The organism is Vogesella sp. (assembly GCF_046297735.1).
GTDB lineage: Bacteria > Pseudomonadota > Gammaproteobacteria > Burkholderiales > Chromobacteriaceae > Vogesella > Vogesella urethralis.
Window position 1 is genome coordinate 557,423 of the sequence record NZ_JBKBHK010000001.1, and the last position, 20,133, is coordinate 577,555.

General features: G+C 61.2%; 12 protein-coding genes and 1 pseudogene. 5 read left to right on the forward strand and 8 right to left on the reverse strand.

The annotated features are described in order from the left end of the window. Window positions 1-200: 200 nt before the first annotated feature. The 7 genes from ACK4FZ_RS02540 to acnB form a co-directional block, all read right to left on the reverse strand. Window positions 201-3,347, reverse strand: coding sequence for a type I restriction endonuclease subunit R (locus ACK4FZ_RS02540; protein WP_409818156.1), 3,147 nt, complete (start codon window positions 3,345-3,347; stop codon window positions 201-203). A 61-nt stretch (window positions 3,348-3,408) separates the two neighbouring features. After that, window positions 3,409-4,161 (reverse strand): DUF6933 domain-containing protein, encoded by a 753-nt coding sequence (locus ACK4FZ_RS02545; RefSeq protein WP_409818157.1) that lies wholly within the window; start codon window positions 4,159-4,161, stop codon window positions 3,409-3,411. Window positions 4,162-4,212: 51 nt separating this feature from the next. Next, on the reverse strand, window positions 4,213-5,505 hold the full coding sequence (locus ACK4FZ_RS02550) for an McrC family protein (RefSeq protein WP_409818158.1): 1,293 nt from the start codon (window positions 5,503-5,505) through the stop codon (window positions 4,213-4,215). A 1-nt stretch (window position 5,506) separates the two neighbouring features. Next, complete coding sequence (locus tag ACK4FZ_RS02555) at window positions 5,507-7,546, reverse strand: McrB family protein (protein ID WP_409818159.1); 2,040 nt, start codon at window positions 7,544-7,546, stop codon at window positions 5,507-5,509. Between the two features lie 382 nt (window positions 7,547-7,928). Continuing rightward, the gene (locus ACK4FZ_RS02560) at window positions 7,929-9,161 is read right to left on the reverse strand and encodes a restriction endonuclease subunit S (RefSeq protein ID WP_409818160.1); all 1,233 of its coding nucleotides are present in this window, start codon (window positions 9,159-9,161) and stop codon (window positions 7,929-7,931) included. Further along, complete coding sequence (locus ACK4FZ_RS02565; RefSeq protein ID WP_409818161.1) at window positions 9,151-10,716, reverse strand: type I restriction-modification system subunit M; 1,566 nt, start codon at window positions 10,714-10,716, stop codon at window positions 9,151-9,153. Before ACK4FZ_RS02565 ends, ACK4FZ_RS02560 begins: the two co-directional genes overlap by 11 nt. Window positions 10,717-10,926: 210 nt before the next feature. After that, window positions 10,927-13,518: a bifunctional aconitate hydratase 2/2-methylisocitrate dehydratase gene (gene acnB, locus ACK4FZ_RS02570; protein ID WP_409818162.1), complete on the reverse strand. Its 2,592-nt coding sequence runs from the start codon at window positions 13,516-13,518 to the stop codon at window positions 10,927-10,929. A gap of 178 nt (window positions 13,519-13,696) precedes the next feature. On the opposite strand from acnB, the gene gcvA reads away from it, so the two are divergent. Further along, a complete protein-coding gene (gene gcvA, locus ACK4FZ_RS02575) occupies window positions 13,697-14,617 on the forward strand; it encodes a transcriptional regulator GcvA (protein ID WP_409818163.1) in 921 nt (306 codons plus the stop codon). An 80-nt stretch (window positions 14,618-14,697) separates the two neighbouring features. Continuing rightward, window positions 14,698-15,492, forward strand: coding sequence for a response regulator (locus ACK4FZ_RS02580; RefSeq protein ID WP_144373581.1), 795 nt, complete (start codon window positions 14,698-14,700; stop codon window positions 15,490-15,492). Window positions 15,493-15,565: 73 nt separating this feature from the next. On the opposite strand, the gene ACK4FZ_RS02585 is transcribed toward ACK4FZ_RS02580, so the two are convergent. After that, entirely contained in the window at window positions 15,566-16,405 is an 840-nt protein-coding gene (locus ACK4FZ_RS02585) for a hypothetical protein (RefSeq protein ID WP_409818164.1), read from the reverse strand. 280 nt (window positions 16,406-16,685) lie between these two features. Between ACK4FZ_RS02585 and ACK4FZ_RS02590 the strand changes: the two are divergent. The 3 genes and pseudogenes from ACK4FZ_RS02590 to ACK4FZ_RS02600 form a co-directional block, all read left to right on the forward strand. Continuing rightward, window positions 16,686-17,579: pseudogene (locus ACK4FZ_RS02590) on the forward strand (NAD(P)-dependent oxidoreductase); the annotation flags it as partial. Window positions 17,580-17,583: 4 nt separating this feature from the next. Further along, window positions 17,584-18,357, forward strand: coding sequence for a hydroxypyruvate isomerase family protein (locus ACK4FZ_RS02595; protein WP_409818165.1), 774 nt, complete (start codon window positions 17,584-17,586; stop codon window positions 18,355-18,357). Between the two features lie 305 nt (window positions 18,358-18,662). Continuing rightward, window positions 18,663-19,979, forward strand: coding sequence for a DEAD/DEAH box helicase (locus tag ACK4FZ_RS02600; protein WP_144373577.1), 1,317 nt, complete (start codon window positions 18,663-18,665; stop codon window positions 19,977-19,979). Window positions 19,980-20,133: the final 154 nt, after the last annotated feature.

A 20,133-nucleotide genomic window follows, 5' to 3' on the forward strand; every position in this document is an offset into this window, starting at 1 on the left:
AGCTACAACTGGCGTTACTACTGCGTGATTGATGCCAACCCAACAATTCGCGGGCGCAGCAGTCAAACATTTACAGGGCTTTCACGCAGGGCCGGAAGCCGACCAGTCGCTTTTCCCTAGCCAGCCTTTGAGCAGGAAGATGCGCTGGACGGTCTAGGCCGCAGGCCCGCTACCCCACCCGCTGCAACAACGTAGCCTACTCACACCCACTCCTCGCCCAACGCTTCGGCCTGCTGCAGCACGAGCTGCACGGCGTCTTCGGCCTGGTCCGGCGGGTATTTGTATTTGCGCAGGATGCGCTTGACCATGATGCGCAGCTTGGCGCGTACGCTTTCCCGCTGCGACCAGTCCACGCTGATATTGGCGCGCAGGTTTTCTGTCAGTTCGTGGGCAATTTTCTTCAGTGTTTCGTCGCCCAGCTCCAGTACCGCGGCCTCATTATTAGCCAGCGCGTCATAGAACTTTACCTCGTCCTCGCCCAGCCCCAGTGCCTCGCCACGGCGGGCCGCCTCGCGGAACTTCTTGGCCATGTCGACCAGTTCTTCCATCACCTGGGCGGTTTCGATGCTGCGGTTCTGATAGCGCTTTACCACGCTGCCCAGCAGGTCGGAGAACTTCTTCTGCTGAATGACGTTGCTGGCAAACTTGCTGCGGATTTCACCCTCCAGCAGCCGCTCCAGCAGCTCAACCGCCAGGTTTTTCTCGGGCAGGTTACGCACTTCGGCCAGGAAGTCATCGTCCAGCAAACCGATATTGGGCTTGTCCAGGCCCACGGCGTCGAAGATGTCCACCACCTCGTCGCTCACCACGGCCTGGCCGATGATCTGGCGAATGGCCAGCTCTTTTTCTTCGTCGCTGCGTTTCTTGTCCGAGATGTCGCGCTTGGTCAGCAGCACCTTCACCGCCTGCAAAAAGGCCACCTCCTCGCGTACGGCCTTGGCCTCGTCCAACGTGCAGCACAGGCTGAAGGCCTTGCTCATCTGCAACGCGGTATCGGCAAAACGCTTCTTGCCGTCTTTTTGCCCCAATACATGGTTGGCCGCACCGGCCAACAGCTTGTGCCCGCCGGTAGCAAAATCGCTGTAGTCAAAGCCGTGCAACAGGCCACGCAGGATATCCAGCTTTTCTTCCAGCACCGCCCAGGCCTCGGCAGCATCTACCGTCGGTTTGCCGCGCCCATTGCTGGCGGTGTATTCCCTCAGCGCCGCTTTCAGTTCGTTGGCAATGCCGATGTAGTCCACCACCAGCCCGCCCTGCTTGTCGCGGAACACACGGTTGACGCGGGCGATGGCCTGCATCAGGTTATGGCCCTTCATCGGCTTGTCCACGTACAGCGTATGCACGCACGGCGCGTCAAAGCCGGTAAGCCACATATCGCGCACAATCACCAGCTGCAAGGGGTCGGCCGGGTCTTTGAAGCGCTTTTCCAGCCGTTTTTTCACTTGCTTGGTGTACACGTGCGGGCGCAGCAGTGCCTTGTCGCTGCTAGACCCGGTCATCACGATCTTGATGGCGCCCTTTTCCGGGTCGTCATCGTGCCAGTCTGGCCGCAACGCACGGATGGCATCGTACAGATGCACGCAAATCTCGCGGCTCATCGCCACCACCATGGCTTTGCCGCGTTGTGCCTGCTGGCGCTGCTCGAAGTGCGCCACCAGGTCGGCCGCTACCTGCTGGATGCGCGGGTCGGCACCGACGATTTTTTCCAGCGCCGCCCACTTCGATTTCAGCCTGGATTGCTGGTCTTCTTCCTCGTCTTCCGCCAGTTCGTCCACTTCATCGTCAATCTGCGGCAGCGCGTCCTCTTTCAGCCTTAGCTTGGCCAATCGCGACTCGTAGTAGATGGCCACGGTGGCGCCGTCTTCCTTGGCCTGTTGCATGTCGTAGATGTGGATGTAGTCGCCAAACACGGCGCGGGTATCGCGGTCTTCGCTGGCTACCGGCGTGCCGGTAAAGGCCACAAAGGTGGCATTGGGCAGCGCATCGCGCAGGTGCTGGGCAAAGCCGACCTGGTAGCTGCTGGTGAGGTACGGTGCACGGGCTTCTTGTACCACGTTGGCCGCAGTCGGCAGTTTGCGCTCGCGCAGCTTGGCCTCGAAGCCATACTGCGTGCGGTGCGCCTCGTCGGCGATTACCACGATATTGTGACGGTCGGACAGCAGCGGAAAGCGGTCTTCGTCTGCCCCCGGTGCAAACTTCTGGATGGTGGCAAACAAAATGCCGCCGGATGGGCGGCCGGCCAGCTTGGCGCGCAGATCCTGCCGCGTTTCCACTTGCACCGGCTGTTCGCGCAGTAGGTCTTGCGCCAGCGAAAACACACCAAACAGCTGACCGTCCAGATCGTTACGGTCGGTGATCACCACGATGGTGGGGTTCTCCATCGCCGTCTCGCGCATTACCCGGGCTGCAAAGCAGGTCATGGTGATGCTTTTGCCGCTGCCCTGGGTGTGCCACACCACCCCGCCCTTGCCTTTGCGGCTGCCAGCCACGTCGGCGCGGGACGCCGCCACCACCTGGCCAATAGCCGAACGCACGGCATGAAACTGGTGATAGCCGGCGATCTTCTTCACCAGCGCAGCGTCGTCCTCGAACAGCACAAAAAAGCGCAGGTAATCCAGCAGATATTCGGGCGCAAACACGCCGCGAATCATGGTTTCCAGCTCATTGAACTGGCCCAGCGGGTCGAGCGCCAGGCCGTCTATGGTGCGCCACTGCATGTAACGTTCGGCATTGGCCGACAGCGAACCCATGCGTGCCTGGCTGCCGTCCGAGATCACCAGCACCCCGTTGTACTGGAACACGTCCGGTATCTGCGCCTTGTAGGTCTGGATCTGGTCAAACGCCTTCCAGATGTCGGCGTGTTCATCGGCCGGGTTTTTCAGCTCCAGCAGCACCAGCGGCAGCCCGTTCACAAACAGGATGATGTCCGGCCGCCGCGCATGCTTGGGGCCTTTCAGCGTGTACTGGTTGATGGCCAGAAACTCGTTGCTGCCGGGGGTGTTTTCCCAGTCGATCAGCCGCACAAAGTCGCCGCGCGTCTCGCCGTCTTTCTGGTATTGCACCGGCACACCGTTGACCAGCAGGCCATGAAAGTGCCGGTTGGCGGCCAACGTTGACGGGATACCCAAGTCCATCACCTGCGCCAGCGCGTCCTCGCGTGCCACCAGCGGCACCAGCGGGTTCAGCCGCGCAATGGCGGTGCGTAGCCGCGCTATCAGCAGCGGCTGGCGGTAATCGGTACGCTCGGCGTGCTCGCCTTCCGGTGCGATTGCCGGGCCATAGACGTGGCGATAGCCGGTTTCCACCAGCCAGCTCAGGGCTTCCTGTTCCAGTTGATCTTCGGTCATGGTATGTGGCCCGCAACGGGCGCATTCAATGGTTAATGCAGGGAGTGTGCGTAGCGTCTGCCTAGTGCAAGCGGCCCTTGCCTTGCGCCTGCTCCAGCAGCTGCAGCATCAGCGCATGGGCGGGGTCATCCTCTGGCACCCCCTCTATCTCGGCGTGCTGCAACAAGGTCTGCGCCATCTCCTGCCGCCGCAGCGCCTTGAGCCGTTCCTGCACCTTGGCAATATCCGGCTCCGCCATACCGGCAAAATCCCGCAAGCACGCGCACAGCAGTGCTTCGGCAGGCTGAAAGTAGGCACCGCCTTTCACGCTGCGGATGCCGCCATTCAGGAATTCGTCAAACCCGGCGGCTTGTTCGCGGTTATCCGGCAGGCCGCCGTTGTCTTCCACGGCATCGCGGCAACAGCGCACCACGTCGTTGATATGCGTTTGCACGCTACGGTCGCTACCGGCGTGAAAGCGGAAGCCCGCATGCTGTTGCAGCAAGCGTTCCAGCATGGCCTGGCTGCCTGCCTCGTCCAGTGCGGCAGCGTCTGCGGCCAACCACAGCACATGGTTGGCCAGGCGCTCGTAAAACAGGCGCAGCAGCGTTTCGCCATCACCCTTTTTCAGCCCCCAGAACACCATGGCAAAACGGGTGTCGGCCTGCATCGCCACCAGCACGTTGTGGCGCGCTATTTTCACCGCATGCAGCTGCCACACCCACGGCTGCGCGTCTGCCGGCAACGGGGTGCTGTCTACCAGGCTCTGCGTTTTGCCCTGGCGTGTGCTGCTCAAGGCATCGGTGGCGTCTTTGGTGCAATGAAACAGCAGCATGCTTCATTCCTCCTGAATTCAAGACCAACATCATAGCGTAAAGCCATGCCGTCAAATGCCTTGTGCATCGAAATGGATAGGCAAATACGGGCCGTCCGGGTGCAGCAGGGTGTCGTTGTCCAGATCAAACGGCAGCACGTGCAGCCTTAGCTGCCGGTCAAACTCGAATACCGGCAACGGCTCGGTAAACCTGCGCCACGCCGGGTAGATCAGCGCCATGTCACCTTCGCCACCCAGATAACGCTGGCCGTAGGCAAACAACTGGTAAAAATCCGCCTGGCTCAGCTGGTACTTTTTATCGCGGTCGGTTTCATCCAGCCGTTTCCACTTGGTATCCAGTACCCACTGGCGCTTGCCTTGCTCGATCAGCAAATCGGGTTCCAGCTGGAACAGGCGCCCGCCATTGTGCTGGCACAAAGCATGGCGGCTGGGCTGGGTAATCAGGCGTGCGCCCGGCAACAAGCGGCCACGCAGCCAGCGCGCCACATAGCCCTCAAACAGCTTTTCCATCGGAAACAGCAGGCTGATGCCGCGATAGTCGCCCGCTACCGCCTGCGGCATCTGGCGGTACAGAATCAGCTCGCACCACGGCTTGATGGGCTGGTAATGCGCCATCAACCTGTCGTTGCGCCAGGCGCGAAAGTCGGCGTCAATATCACGGCTGGCGGGCAGCGCGTGCAGCATGCCGGCCAGCTCGTGCGCCAGGCGCCAGTTATCGGCGTCCTGCGCCGTTTTGCACACCAGCGTCAGCGCGCTTTGCAGCAGGCGGTTTTCTGGCCGGTCCGGCAGAAACACATCGTGGCGAATCTGGAAGCAATGTTGCCGCCCCGGCGGCTGGCGCATCTGCTTCACCACATCCAGTTGGCCACGCAAGAAACGTTGCTCTTCTTCGATGCGTTGGTAATCAAAGCGCAGCCCGCGCTTCAGCAAGTGCTCCAGCGCCCGCAAGAACTGGCGCATCACCCATTCGGACAGCGAGGTGTCGAACAGCCGCAAACCGGCCTCGTCCACCTCGCGCGATGTCAGGTCCAGCGAGCCGGCGATCAGCTTGCACAGCAGCTGGCGCGAAGACAGCCTGCAATCGCCGTCGTCGTGATGCTTGGGCAAGATTTCGATCACCTGCCCGCACGGGCTTTCCAGCACGCCCACGTGGCTGTCCAGCCGCAGCCACTGGCGGCCATCCACCTGCAGCAGCTGCGCGCCGCTGCGCCGGAACCCGGCGGCCAACTGGCACAGCCAGTCAAACGCTGTCTGGCTGATCTGCGCTTCATCGAGTGATGATGTGGGCAAAGGGCTGGTGGTCAGCCGCGCGTACTCGCGCACCACAATCGGCTCACGCTTCAAGCTATTCCTCACCCTTACCAAGCTTGGCCGCAATGCCGCGATAGGCATCCGCCTGATCAAACGCCTGATCATTCAACACCCACTGCGACGACTGGCGCAGCTTGTCCGCCACCCCCGCGAACAAGCCAGACACATCCAGCGACTTGTCCTCGATGATGAAAGCCACGCTATCCGGCTTGGTCTGGTCGTTCAGCACCCAACGGATGCGCTCCCAGTCCTCGAAGAAATACTCCTGCAGCAGAGGCAGGATTTTCTGGCGGAAGATGTCCGCCAGCATGTCCAGCGTTGGCTCGGTTTGCAGTGGCATGAAATAAGCGTGGCCGATGGTGTGGTCGCGGTCCAGCAGCACCGTGATGCGCTGGTTCATCACCCGCAACATCTGGCCGATATTGACGCCTTCCACCGCCACTTGATCCAGCAGCTCGGGCTGCGGCGGCATTTCGGTGAATGAGAAGCGGCGGCGCAAAGCCAGGTCCAGCCCCGCCAGCGAACGGTCGGCGGTGTTCATGGTGCCGATGATGTAAACGTTAGCCGGCACGCTGAACGTTTCTTTGGAATACGGCAGCGTCACCGACAGCGCCTCGTCGGCCCCGGCGCGCTTGGACGGTTCGATCAGCGTGATCAGCTCGCCGAAAATGCGCGAGATATTGCCACGGTTGATTTCGTCGATAATCAAAACGTAGGGCTTCACTTCGGCGGAAGACTCAGTTACTTCAGGCTTGGCAGGCAGCCCACACTCCGCCTGCAAATAGCGCAGCATACCTTCAACGTAGGACGGGTTATACATGCCCTTTTTGGCCTCCCCGGCAAACAGCTTCCTCACATTATCCATGCTGGCCACATAGTAAGGGTCGTCCACTTCGGTACTGTTTGGGAAAACACGGAATGTTTTCCCCCCCTCGTAAGCGACTTCAAACGCCTTACCTCGCACCGTCTTCAGTGACAATCTGCCGTTAGCAGCATCCAATTTCTCCTGCAACCGTTCAATCGCCTGGTCAAAAACAGACACCAACTCAGCCTTACTCTTTGCATCACGGCATAAAATCTTGAATACGCCATCCGATACGTCGTAACGGAGTTGCCCGCTTGTTTCGTCTGTTTCCGCCCGCAAGCCCTCGACAAAATCCTCGTAGCTGAAGCTCTGGTGAAAGGTAACAAAGCGCACGCGCTGTTCTGCGCTCAATTCGTCAAAACGTTGTTTCAGCTTTTCCCTTGCGGCCAACCTTTGTGCGGATGAGGCGGCTTTATCACCATCCACCTGCTTGTAGGCGGCCGCCGCAGCCGGGTCGAGGATCTGCAAGGCCGCGTAAATGGTTTCATAGGTTTTGCCGGTGCCAGGCGGGCCGTAAAGGATCTGGTTCAAGGCATGGCGCATTAAACTTGCCCCCGAGCTATCAGCGCTTGCCAGGGGTTCATCACGCTCATCATCAAGAATGTTGCCATCTTCTGCCTCCGGTACATTACTCCACAGTCGTTCACCGTATTGCAAGACAGGCTCTTGGCCACGGCGTGACATCAAATCACGATATGCATCACTATGAGTGGCATAGGGCTTATCACTCCCCAGCTTCTTTAGCATCTTCAATTGATAAATTGGAAGCACGCATGGCTGCTGATGATTTTGATACAAGAAAGCCAGCTTCCATTTCAATGCAGGTTCAAAATCAATACTTTCTACAGCATCCAATTCACCACACTGGGCAGCCCGAATAGTGTGCAGCATGCACTCCTTGATCTTTGAAAATGCTGACACTGCAGAATCGCCATACTTTTTCTTCCAAGAGTAGCGCTCATCGTAGCCAATAAATGATCGGCTGCCTTTGGGCTCGGCCTTTCGCTCATAAATACCGAACTTTGAAGAGTCACCACCCTTGATTGAACCCAGGAATCTCCCCAGACCAAACTCAAGCCAGTACGCCAAAGTGCTCTTGTCATCAACCTTTATGTACTGATCAAGTGTCAGTGATTCTATTTTTGACACTGGCCACGCCTTGACAAAATCGGCGAGTATTTCTTCGCGTTCCGCTACCGTTTTACTCATCCATAAACTCCCGGTCTTCGCTAAGCAACCTCTGTGGTTGTTGCAGGCTTTAATATTTGCGTTCGTAATATCAGTCTTTTTCGCAGAGGCTTACCCGTATAGCAGGGCAAGCCTCAGGAAGGCGGATGCGTGGCTGAAAGCTTTGCGGCCAACATTGGCCGCTGTGAGTCCTGTGCGCGGCGTGCGGGTCATGCGCCAGCCTCCGCCAAGGCCACAGCTGCATCCGGCAGGCGTAGGGTGCCTGCGATCAGGCGATGTGTAGGGGCGGTTAGCCGCACAGCGGCATCACCCACCGGCGCCACGCGGGCAAATGGTGGTTTGGCTTGGTGCATGGCATGGCGGGTTACGGCGTTCCGCCTAACCCACCCTACGAAAAACGGCATCATACGCCGGCCTCCGCCAAGGCCGCCTCGGCGTCCGGCAGGCGTAGCTGGCCGGAGATCAGGCGCGGCAGCAGGGTGTCGCGCAAAGTGGCGAGGGTTTGGGCTTGCTCGGAGGTCAAATCAATTCGATCAATAATTGGCTGGACAATATCAATAAAAAGGTCGACACAAGCTTTCGATGGTCTCAAAACTTGGTAGCTTTGAATTGAATCAAATGTAATCTGTGGGAATGTCCCTGAGCGCGACTCGGCAATCATATTGAAGAAATCAATCGTCACATCTTGTTTAAGAATCTGATAGATATATCGTGGAGCAATGTCGCCAATGGCGCGCAAAACCATGAACTTCGTCGAGACCACATAATCCTTAGGATCAATATTCACATAAGCAAAGCGTTTATTTTTTGGACGTATTTCACTAAATAAAATGTCATCTTTTTGAATGGCTTTTTTAGCTTGCCCTGGCAACCCTTGTACAGGGCTATAGTTCTTGTGCAGAAAAACACCTTCAGCCACATCACCGGTATTCACAAAAACAACCTCATCGACACCCGAAAATTTGAAGGTTGTAGTTTGATTGCAAACCAGTTCACCTAAATTTACAAAGCTCCACCCCTCCGGCACCGGCCCTTGGGGGGTATCGATGAAAGTTGACGGGAACAGGGCTTGCAGCTCGGCGGGGAGCGTGGCGGCGCGGTTGCCGGCGTTAGCGTGCACAGGGTCGAAATCGACAAACCACGACTTGAACAACGCCTGCGCCATCGCTTCTAGCGTGGCGTTGGTTTCGCGCAGCAGGGCGATGCGGTCGTCGAATGCTGTTAAATATTCAGCAATTTGGTTGCACTCATTTTCGGAAGGGAGAAGAACGGGTAGCTTATAGAATTCATCCCTGCTCGTGGATGGAATGGCTGAGCCAGAATCCATGCCATTAATGTCATAGGTTAGTAGGCAGTAATACGCCCATTTTGTATTGAGCTTTGCCTTTGGTTTTAAATAAAAGGCAGTATCAATGACAAAAAAAGGCTTCGCACTATAGTGTATTCCTCGATATGCCCCTTTCCTTCCGACGATAACGCTTGGGTAATTGCAAAGTGGGGTGTGATGTTTGCCAATTGGTCCATTCGTGCCATAAACAATATAAGTACCATCGGCATCCTGATAATCGCGAATAGCCTTGCCATACTCAAGGCTAGCGATTTCTCCCCACGTTGTTGAGATCCACTCAGCACTCATACCCAATCCCCCCCAGCTTCTGGCGGATCAACTCATCCAACTCTGCGCCCTTGGCCATCTGTGCGGCCAACCTTTGCGTCAACGCCTGCATTTTTTCCTCGAACGCCTCGTCGTCGTCCTCGACGGCTTCCGCGCCCACGTAGCGGCCGGGGGTCAGCACAAAACCGTGCTCGGCGATTTCCGCTAGCCCCACGCTGCGGCAGTAGCCGGGGATGTCTTCATAGGCTGCTTCAGCAGCGCCGCGCCACGCTTGCACGGTGGCGGCGATGCGGGCAATGGCGTCGTCGGCCAGCTCGGCTTGCACGCGGCTGATCATGCTGCCGAGCTTGCGCGCGTCGATAAACAACACTTCGCCCTGGCGCGTGGTTTTACCCTTGGCCAGGAACCACAGGCAGGCGGGGATCTGGGTGTTGAAGAACAGCTGGCCGGGCAGCGCGATCATCACTTCCACCACGTCGGCCTCTACCATGGCGCGGCGGATGTCGCCTTCGCTGTTCTGGCTGGAAGACATGCTGCCGTTGGCCAGCACGATGCCGGCGCGGCCGCCGGGCTTGAGGTGGTACAGCATGTGTTGCAGCCAGGCGTAGTTGGCGTTGCCGGCGGGCGGGGTGCCGTACACCCAGCGCGGGTCGCCTTCCAGGCTGCCGTGCCACCAGTCGCTGATATTGAACGGCGGGTTGGCCAGGATGAAGTCGGCGCGCAGGTCGGGGTGCTGGTTCTTGATGAAGGTGTCGGCCGGTTCGCGGCCCAGGTTGAAATCGATGCCGCGAATGGCCAGGTTCATCGCGGCCAGGCGCCAGGTGGTGGGGTTGGATTCCTGGCCGTAGATGGACACATCCCCTAATTTGCCGCCGTGCGCTTCGATGAATTTTTCCGACTGCACGAACATGCCGCCGGAGCCGCAGCACGGGTCGTACACCTTGCCCTGGTGCGGGTCCAGCACCGCTACCAGCGTGTTGACGATGGACTGTGGGGTGTAGAACTGGCCGCCTTTTTTGCCTTCGGCGCTGGCAAACTGGCCGAGGAAGTATTCGTACACCTGGCCCAGGATGTCGCGGGCGATGGATTGGTCTTCACCAAAGCCGATGGTGGAGACCAGGTCCACCAGCTCGCCCAGCTTGCCGTCCGGCAGCGGGGCGCGGGCGTAGCGTTTGTCGAGGATGCCTTTCAGGCGCGGGTTTTCCTGCTCGATGATGGCCAGTGCGTCGTCGATGCGCTTGCCGATATCGGCTTGCTTGGCGGCGGCGCGCAGGCCTTCCCAGCGGGCGGCTTCGGGCACCCAGAACACGTTCACTTCGCGGTAGTAGTCGCGCTCTTCCAGCTCGTCGGCCAGCAGCTCGGCGTCGCAGTCGTGCAGGAAGTAGTCGTCGGTTTCGTCGGCAAAGCGGCGGGTAAGCTCGTCGCGCCGCGCCTGGAAGGTGTCGGACACGAATTTGAGGAAAATCAGCCCCAGCACGATGTGCTTGTATTCGGCGGCGTCCACATTGGCGCGCAGCTTGTCGGCGGCGGCCCACAGGGTTTTCTTGATATCGTCTAGCATGGTGTGTTCAGGCATGGCCCTGCCGTGGCAGGGTGTGGTGATAATACGCAGGCATTCTGCCACAAGCGGTGCGGCCAACCCAGCATGGGTATAGGCGTGGCAAGCCGCCGGCTCGGTAACACCAAGAAGAAGGTTCTTCACGGAAGCGTGGGAACCAGAAAAAAGCCACCCCGCCGTGGCGGGGTGGCTAGGCAAAACCGGCCGGCCCGTGGGCCGACAGCTGGTTTACACGTTCACCGACTCGGCGACCTCTTGGTAGTCTTTGATCTGGTCAAAGTTCATGTAGCGGTACACCTCGGCGCCCTTCTCGTTGATGATGCCGATGTTGGCCTGGTATTCCTCCACGGTCGGGATCTTGCCCAGTTTGGAGCAGATGGCGGCCAGTTCGGCGGATCCCAGGAACACGTTGGTGTTCTTGCCCAGACGGTTCGGGAAGTTACGGGTGGAGGTGGACATCACGGTGGCGCCTTCGCGTACCTGGGCCTGGTTACCCATGCACAGGCTGCAACCCGGCATTTCGGTGCGGGCACCGGCCATGCCGAATACGCCGTAGTGGCCTTCGTTGGTCAGCTGTTCGGCGTCCATCTTTGTCGGCGGGGCCAGCCACAGTTTTACCGGCAGGTCGCGCTTGCCTTCCAGCAGCTTGGAAGCGGCACGGAAGTGACCGATGTTGGTCATGCAGGAACCGATGAACACTTCGTCGATCTGGGTGCCGGCCACTTCGGACATGAACTTCACGTCGTCCGGGTCGTTCGGGCAGGCCACGATCGGCTCTTTCACGTCGGCCAGGTCGATTTCGATCACGGCGGCGTATTCGGCATCGGCGTCCGGCTGCAGCAGTTCGCCGTTGGCGATCCACTCTTCCATCTTCTTGATGCGACGTTCCAGGGTGCGGGCATCCTGGTAGCCGTTGGCGATCATGTACTTCATCAGCGTGATGTTGGAGTTCATGTACTCCACGATCGGGGCCTTGTTCAGGCGCACGGTACAACCGGCGGCGGAACGTTCGGCCGACGCGTCGGACAGCTCGAAGGCTTGTTCCACTTTCAGGTCCGGCAGGCCTTCGATTTCCAGCACGCGGCCGGAGAAGATATTCTTCTTGCCGGCTTTGGCCACGGTCAGCAGGCCTTGCTTGATGGCGTACAGCGGAATGGCGTTCACCAGGTCACGCAGGGTGACGCCCGGCTGCAGTTCGCCCTTGAAGCGCACCAGTACCGATTCCGGCATGTCCAGCGGCATCACGCCGGTGGCGGCGGCAAAGGCGACCAGGCCAGAACCGGCCGGGAACGAGATACCGATCGGGAAGCGGGTGTGGGAGTCACCACCGGTACCCACGGTATCCGGCAGCAGCAGGCGGTTCAGCCAGCTGTGGATTACGCCGTCGCCCGGGCGCAGCGCAACACCACCACGGGTGGAGATGAAGGCCGGCAGTTCTTTGTGCATCTTCACGTCTACCGGTTTCGGGTAGGCGGCGGTGTGGCAGAACGACTGCATGACCAGGTCGGCAGAGAAGCCCAGGCAAGCCAGGTCTTTCAGTTCGTCGCGGGTCATCGGGCCGGTGGTGTCTTGCGAACCCACGGTGGTCATGCGCGGCTCGCAGTAGGTACCCGGGCGAATGCCCTGGCCTTCCGGCAGGCCACAGGCGCGGCCAACCATTTTCTGTGCCAGCGAGAAGCCTTTGCCGCTGTCTACCGGGTTTTTCGGCAAGCGGAATTCGGTGGAAGCCGGCAGGCCCAGGGCTTCACGCGCCTTGGCGGTGAGGCTGCGGCCGATGATCAGGTTGATACGGCCACCGGCGCGCACTTCGTCCAGCAGCACGTCGGATTTCAGGCTGAATTTTTCTACCAGCTGGCCGTCTTTTTCGATCTTGCCTTCGTACGGGTAGATGTCGATCACGTCGCCCATTTCCAGCTTGGACACGTCCACTTCGATCGGCAGCGAGCCGGAGTCTTCCTGGGTGTTGAAGAAGATCGGGGCGATCTTGCCGCCCAAGGTCACGCCGCCAAAGCGCTTGTTCGGTACGAACGGGATGTCCTGGCCGGTGGCCCATACTACCGAGTTGGTAGCGGATTTACGCGAAGAACCGGTACCCACCACGTCGCCAACATAGGCCACCAGGTTGCCTTTTTTCTTCAGGTCTTCGATGAACTGCATCGGGCCGCGCTTGCCGTCTTCTTCCGGCTTGAAGGCCGCGTCGGGGCGGGTGTTCTTCAGCATGGCCAGGTAGTGCAGCGGGATGTCCGGGCGGCTCCAGGCGTCCGGTGCCGGCGACAGGTCGTCGGTGTTGGTTTCGCCCGGTACCTTGAATACGGTCACGGTGATTTTCTGGGCTACTTCAGGGCGGCTGGTGAACCATTCGGCGTCGGCCCAGCTTTGCAGCACGGCCTTGGCGTTGGCGTTGCCCTTGTCGGCCAGCTCTTTCACGTCGTTGAAGTAATCGAAAACCAGCAGGGTTTTCTTCAGGCCTTCGGCAGCAATGGCGCCGACTTTGTCGTCGCCCAGCAGGTCGATCAGCGGCTTCACGTTGTAGCCGCCCAGCATGGTGCCCAGCAGTTGGGTAGCCAGCTCGCGCGATACCAGCGGGGAAGCCACGTCGCCTTCGGCCACAGCAGCCAGGAACGACGCTTTTACCTTGGCAGCGTCATCCACGCCCGGCGGTACGCGGTGGGTAATCAGCTCGACCAGGGTCTGCTCTTCGCCAGCCGGCGGGTTTTTCAGCAGTTCTACCAGTTGTTCTACCTGTTTGGCAGTCAGAGGCAGCGGCGGGATGCCCAGCGCGGCGCGCTCGGCAACGTGTTGGCGGTAAGCTTCTAGCATGGCACGGGACCTTTTTGCTTGGGTTGGTTGCAATCAGTCTGCCGGCAGCGGGTGCGTCCTGCCAGCAGCCACACGGCGCGGTGTGACCGCTCCGGTAATAACAGCCACAGATTACGCCGTTGTTGCCGCAATCACAAACGAGTAATCGAAACATAGATTGTGAGATAAAATCACAGCCATGAATACCTACCCTCCCCTCAACGGCTTGCGCATTTTTGAAGCTGCGGCAAGGCTGGAAAGCTTCTCATCTGCGGCCAACGAGCTGCACGTGACGCACGGCGCTGTGAGCAAGCAGATCAAGCAGCTGGAAGAATGGCTGGGCGTGCAGCTGTTTGAACGCAGCGGCGGCCGCGTCAAGCTCACCGACACCGGCTGGCGCTATCTGGTGCAGGTGCAGGACGGCCTGGACCTGATCGCCAACGCCACCAGCCAGCTGTTGCAGCCCGACCGCCAGCGCCGGCTGTCGATCAACTCCACCCCCACCTTTGCGCTGTTCTGGCTGCTGCCCAGGTTGGCCGCCTTCCGCCAGCGCTGGCCGGATATCGACCTGCACTTGGTGACGTCCGACCGCGACATCAGCCGGCTGGACACGCCGTTTGATATCGCCATCCGCCGCGGCCCCGGCGACTGGCCCGGCCACATCGCCAAGCCATTTCTGGAAGAGTGGGAGCTGCCGCTGTGCAGCCCGGCGCTGCTGGCCAGCCAGCCCATCCGCAGCCCGGCCGACCTGTCGCAGCACACGCTGCTGTACGCCGACACGCGGCCAACGCAGTGGCAACGCTGGTTCACGCTGGCCGGCGTGCCGGAGCTGAAACCGGCCAGCCGGCTGCACTTCGACCGCTTTTCGCTGGCGCTGCAGGCGGCCATGGACGGCCTGGGCGTGGTGCTGGGGCCGCTGCCGATGGCGCAGCAAGCGTTGGACAGCGACAAGCTGGTGGCACCGCTGCAGCAGCCGGTGGTGCCGGTGCGCGACTATTGCTGGATCGCGCCGCGCGCCGCCGCCGGCGACGTCGCCATCCAGGCTTTTTGCCAATGGCTGGACGAGACTGCGGCAAACGAACAACGCCAGGCCGGCAAAATCGGCAAGCAAGACTTATAGAAACGGCGTTTTATCGTTCGGGGTTAGACCAAAAGCCGCGCAGTGACTATGCTTGCAGGAAAGCAAAACAGGAAAACAGCATGTTTGATCTGCAAAACCTGATGGTCTGCCTGATCGAGCCGTCCAGAACACAGCGCCATATCATCCAGCACCACCTGCGCGAGATGGGCATTGAAAACATCGACCTGCTGGAAAGTGGCGCCCAAGGGCTGGAACGCATGCGCGAGCTGCCGCGCCCGGACATCACCATCAGTGCCATGTATTTGCCGGACATGACCGGCGCCGAGCTGGTGATGGCCATGCGCGCCGACGGTGAAATCCGCGACATGCCCTATGTGCTGATTTCCAGCGAAACCCGCGCCCAGCAGCTGGACGCCATCCGCCAGGCCGGCGCGCTGGCCATCCTGCCCAAGCCGTTTACCACCCGCCAGCTGGACCGTGCGCTGTGCTCGGCGCTGGACTACCTGAACACCGAAGAAACCCGCGCCGAACTGGAGCACTACGACCTGGACACCAAGCGCATCCTGCTGGTGGACGACAGCAGCACCTCGCGCCACTACCTGCGCACGGTGCTGGAACGCATGGGTTTCATGTACGTAGACGAGGCGGCCAACGGCATGTCGGCCATTCCGCTACTGCAAGAAACGCAGTACGACCTGATCATCACCGACTACAACATGCCGGAAATGGACGGCAGAGCACTGATCGAATACGTGCGCACACTCAGCCCGCAAATGTCGGTGCCCATCCTGATGGTGTCCGGCGAGCAGGACGAAACCCGGCTGGCGGCGGTGGAAGAAGCCGGCGTATCGGCCATCTGCGACAAGCCGTTCGAGATGAGCACGCTGCGCAGCCTGATCGTGCAGTTCCTGTAAGTCACAGCCCGCGCTTAGCCGCATGAAAAAACCGCAGCCTTGGCTGCGGTTTTTTTGCACCTGCGGCCAACCTTTAGCCATTGGCGCGCGGCGGCACCCATACCAGCCTGTCACCATCTTTGCTGGCTTGCGTCCGCCAATAACCCGCGCGTACGCCGTCTGCCGGCAGCGGCGCCAGGCCCGGCAACTGCAGCCGCTGCACTTCCTGCGCACCGGTCTTCAGCAGGCTGGCCCGCGCTTTCTGGCGGTCGCGGGCGTTGCCGCTATCCAGCCATTGCTGTTCGGCAGGCGTTGGCGCCGGCAGCCACTGCGCCGCCTGCTGCACCTTGGGCAGGGCCAACACCGCCAGCACGGCAAACACACCTTCCAGCCAAGGCTTCCAGCTGGCCAGTGCCGGCGAATCGGGCACGCTGACGCTATCCGGATAATGCACGCCCAGCGTCAGCGCCGCTTCCATGCGCTGGTGGCACGGCACGCCAGCCGGCGCGAAGTCCGGCGTCAGCAGCAGGATGTCCAGGCGCTTGTCGGCCGCACGGTGCGTCACGTAGGCGGCAGCGTCGCCCTGCTCGCCCGGCAGGCTCAGCAGAAAGGTGCCTTCCGGCAGCGCCAGCTGCGCCGGCAACGCCGTCAGCGGGCGGGTATGGCACAAGGCGGCGGCCAGCGCGGTGTCGCAACCGTAGACGCGGCGACCGTCACGCACGAACAGACCGTAGGCTTCGGCCAGCACGAACTCGGTTTCACGCTGGGTATCGTTGATGCTGTACAGGCTGGCCAGCTGGGCCAGCTCGCGTTGAACCAGTTGGGCGGCCTGGGTGCAGGCATCTTCCTGCTGGCGCGCCTGGGCAAACAGCTGGGCGACGCGCTTGGCCCACGGGCGCGATGCCTGGTAACGGGCGCTATGCAAATCGTTCACCCCGATCTCCCTTCGCAAAAAGGCGCGATTGTAACGCAAAGCAACGCTGCCATTGATGACGGGGCAAGAACATGCAACAAGCATTGTCAGGCCAGGTGGCGGCAGGTAAGCTGTTCGGCGTAGTGGTTCCTCAACAGCGCCGCTACGCAAGCGAGAGTGCGGCCGGCATGCTGCCGGCGGCCTGACCTTGTTGCAATGAGTCCTTGTCGGGGCTGGCTACGCGCCAGCCCGTTTTTTTGCTGCGCAGGCGAAAGGCACTGCGCTAGCATCAAGGCAACTTCATGCACGGAAAACGCACATGACCCCGCGTATCGGATTCATCGGTCTGGGCCTGATGGGCCAACCGCTGTGCCGCCGCCTGCTGGCGGCCGGCTACCCGCTTACCGTCTGGAACCGCAGCCCGGACAAAACCGCCGCACTGGCCGCCGCCGGCGCCGTGGCGGCAGACAGCATCGCCACCCTGGTGCAGCGCAGCGACATCATCATGCTGTGCGTGGCCGACACTGCTGCCGTTGGCGAGGTGGTATTCGGCGCCGGCGGCATTGCCGCCAACGGCCACGCTGGCCAGTTACTAGTGGACTTTTCCAGCATCGCCCCCGACGCCACCCGCCGCTACGCCACCGAGTTGGCCGCAGACTGCGGCATGCGCTGGGTGGACGCGCCGGTTTCCGGTGGCGTCAAAGGCGCCGAAAGCGGCCAGCTGGTGATCATGGCCGGCGGCGACGCGCACGATATCGACCGCCTGCGCCCGTTACTGGCCCACCTCAGCCAGCGCGTCACCCGCATGGGCGACTGCGGCGCCGGCCAGGTCACCAAGGTGTGCAACCAGCTGATCGTGGCCAGCACCGCGGCACTGATTGCCGAAACGGTGCAGCTGGCCGAAGCCGCAGGGGTAGACGCCAGCCTGCTGGCCCCGGCACTGGCCGGCGGCTTTGCCGATTCGCTGCCGTTCCAGATTCTGGCGCCGCGCATGGCCACCCGCCAATTCGAGCCGGTGCAGTGGAAAGCCGCCACCCTGCTGAAAGACCTGAACAACGCCACCGCGCTGGGCGCCGCACTGCAACGGCCATTGCCGATGGCCAGCCAGGCGCAGCAGCAACTGCACGCCCATTGCCAGGCCGGCCACGCGCAGGCCGACCTCAGCAGCCTGATCCTGCATTACCAGCCGGAGTAAACCCATGCCACGCTTTGCGGCCAACCTGTCACTGCTGTTCACCGAAGTACCGCTGCCGGAGCGCTTTGCCCGTGCCGCCGACGCCGGTTTCCAGGCAGTAGAAATCCAGTTCCCTTACGACTACCCGGCCGAGCAGCTGGCCGACGCCGCACGCAGCGCCGGCACGCAGGTGCTGCTGATCAACGTGGCTGCCGGCGACCTGATGGCCGGCGGCCCCGGCCTGGCCTGCCACCCGGCGCGGCAAGCCGAATTTGCCGCCGCGCTGCCGCCCGCGCTGCACTACGCCCGCACGCTGGGCGTCACGCTGCTGAACATCCTGCCCGGCCGCCTGGCCGACGGCTACAGCCGGGCGGCGTGCGAAGCCACCCTGGCGGCCAACCTGCTGCGCGCCGCCGATTTCTTCGCCGGCACCGGCATCCGGCTGTGCTGCGAAGCCATCAACGATTTGGACATGCCGGGCTTCCTGCTGCGCACGCCGGACGAGGTAGCCGCGCTGCTGGCGCGGGTGCCGGCGGCAGATATTGCACTGCAAATCGACCTTTACCACGCCGCACGCATGAATCTGTCCATTCCGGCCATGCTGGCGCGCCACCTGCCGCGCACCGCCCACATCCAGTTTGCCGACTGCCCCGGCCGTGGCGCGCCCGGCAGCGGCGCACTGCCACTGGCGGAATATTTTGATTTTATTGAAAAAAGTGGCTATACCGGCTGGCTGGCGGCCGAATACAAGCCCGGCGCCGACACCGCCGCCACGCTGAGCTGGCTAAGCGGCAGCTGATGGCTTTTTTTTGCATACAATCAGCTTGCCCAGTGAAAAATCAGCGACTTGCGCAGGCTGAACTGTAAAAACCCTTGCGCAAACGAATTATTTTCAATAGAATGCGCCCTTCACGAAATTGCCCGGGGTAATACCCGCGTCCCGGGCCTCTACGATCTCATCGCATCTGACCCTATTTGGCTTCGTTTCCGCCATGTCCTTTCTGTTCAGGACCCGCTGTTCGCCGCTCGTCAGGTTGGTTCGATGACCTGTAACCCCAAGCGGGCTCACAACCGGCGCATCACGCCGGACTGAAAGGACAATTCATGCAGAAGTTCTCCGACCTGGGGCTGGCCCCCGCTATTGCCAAAGCACTGGAAAAAGCCGGCTACGACACGCCGACCCCGGTACAAGGCGAAGCCGTGCCTGCTGCCATCGCTGGTCGCGACCTGCTCGTATCCGCCCAAACCGGTAGCGGCAAAACCGCTGCCTTCCTGCTGCCGGCCCTGACCCGCGTCAGCGAACGCTCCAAAGGCGCCGGCAACGGCCCGCGCGTTCTGGTACTGACCCCGACCCGCGAACTGGCCCAGCAGGTAGAAAAGAACGCCCAGATCTACGGTGAAGAGCTGCGCTGGCTGCGTACCGTCACCCTGGTAGGTGGCGCTTCCTTCGGCTTCCAGACCCGCGCCCTGTCGCGCCCGGTAGACATCATCGTGGCCACCCCGGGCCGCCTGATGGACCACATGCGCTCCGGCCGTATCGATTTCTCGCGCCTGGAAATGCTGATCCTGGACGAAGCCGACCGCATGCTGGACATGGGCTTCATCGAAGACATCGAAACCATCGTGGCCGCCACCCCGAGCGAGCGCCAGACCCTGCTGTTCTCCGCCACGCTGGACGGTATCGTCGGCAAGATGGCCGAACGCATGACCCGCGACCCGCAGCGCATCGAGATCGAGCGCAAGGAAGAAAGCGGCAACATCGAAGAGCATCTGCTGTACGCCGATGACAACAACCACAAGAACCGTCTGCTGGACGCCATCCTGAAAGAAGCCGACTTCGACCAAGCCGTAGTGTTCTCCGGCACCAAGATCGGTTCCGAAGAAATCGCCGACAAGCTGTCCGACATGGGCTACAGCGCGGCTTGCCTGCACGGCGACATGCCGCAAAGCTGGCGTAACCGCACGCTGAACGACCTGCGTCGTGGCCGCATCAAGATTCTGGTGGCAACCGACGTGGCTGCGCGCGGCATCGACGTACCGGGCATTGGCCTGGTAGTGAACTACGATCTGCCGAAACAAGCCGAAGACTACGTACACCGCATTGGCCGTACCGGTCGTGCCGGCCGTAGCGGCGTGGCGATCACCATCGCCGAATCGCGCGAATTCCACCGCGTACGTCGTATCGAGCAATACCTGAAGCGCCAGCTGGCCGAAGCCGTCATCCAGGGCCTGGAACCGACCCGTCGCCCGCCGAAAGGCCGTCCGGCCGGCAAAGGCGGCCCGCGTCGCGGTAACGGTGGTGGCTACGGCGACCGCAAACCGGGCGGTGGCTACGGTGGCAACCGTGGCGGCTACGGCGATCGTCGCAGCAACGGCCCGCGCAACGGTGGCAGCAGCGACCGTCGCCCGCGCAGCGAGTAAGCCTGTTAGCGCAGCAAATAAAAACCCGGCTCCGGTGTGGTGTGGTGGGAGTATTGGCACAGGGACCGTCGGCGGGATAACGCGGGATGATGTGGGAAGAACCTAGACGTGGCGAGGATTTGCGGGCCGCCTGGGTTCGACAGTTCAAAATCAC

Bases quoted from the DNA above. Each gene is read 5' to 3' on its own strand.
- ACK4FZ_RS02540 (WP_409818156.1), bottom strand. From the start codon at position 3,347: ATGACCGAAGATCAACTGGAACAGGAAGCCCTGAGCTGGCTGGTGGAA.
- ACK4FZ_RS02545 (WP_409818157.1), bottom strand. From the start codon at position 4,161: ATGCTGCTGTTTCATTGCACCAAAGACGCCACCGATGCCTTGAGCAGC.
- ACK4FZ_RS02555 (WP_409818159.1), bottom strand. From the start codon at position 7,546: ATGAGTAAAACGGTAGCGGAACGCGAAGAAATACTCGCCGATTTTGTC.
- ACK4FZ_RS02560 (WP_409818160.1), bottom strand. From the start codon at position 9,161: ATGAGTGCTGAGTGGATCTCAACAACGTGGGGAGAAATCGCTAGCCTT.
- ACK4FZ_RS02565 (WP_409818161.1), bottom strand. From the start codon at position 10,716: ATGCCTGAACACACCATGCTAGACGATATCAAGAAAACCCTGTGGGCC.
- acnB (WP_409818162.1), bottom strand. From the start codon at position 13,518: ATGCTAGAAGCTTACCGCCAACACGTTGCCGAGCGCGCCGCGCTGGGC.
- gcvA (WP_409818163.1), top strand. From the start codon at position 13,697: ATGAATACCTACCCTCCCCTCAACGGCTTGCGCATTTTTGAAGCTGCG.
- ACK4FZ_RS02580 (WP_144373581.1), top strand. From the start codon at position 14,698: ATGTTTGATCTGCAAAACCTGATGGTCTGCCTGATCGAGCCGTCCAGA.
- ACK4FZ_RS02595 (WP_409818165.1), top strand. From the start codon at position 17,584: ATGCCACGCTTTGCGGCCAACCTGTCACTGCTGTTCACCGAAGTACCG.
- ACK4FZ_RS02600 (WP_144373577.1), top strand. From the start codon at position 18,663: ATGCAGAAGTTCTCCGACCTGGGGCTGGCCCCCGCTATTGCCAAAGCA.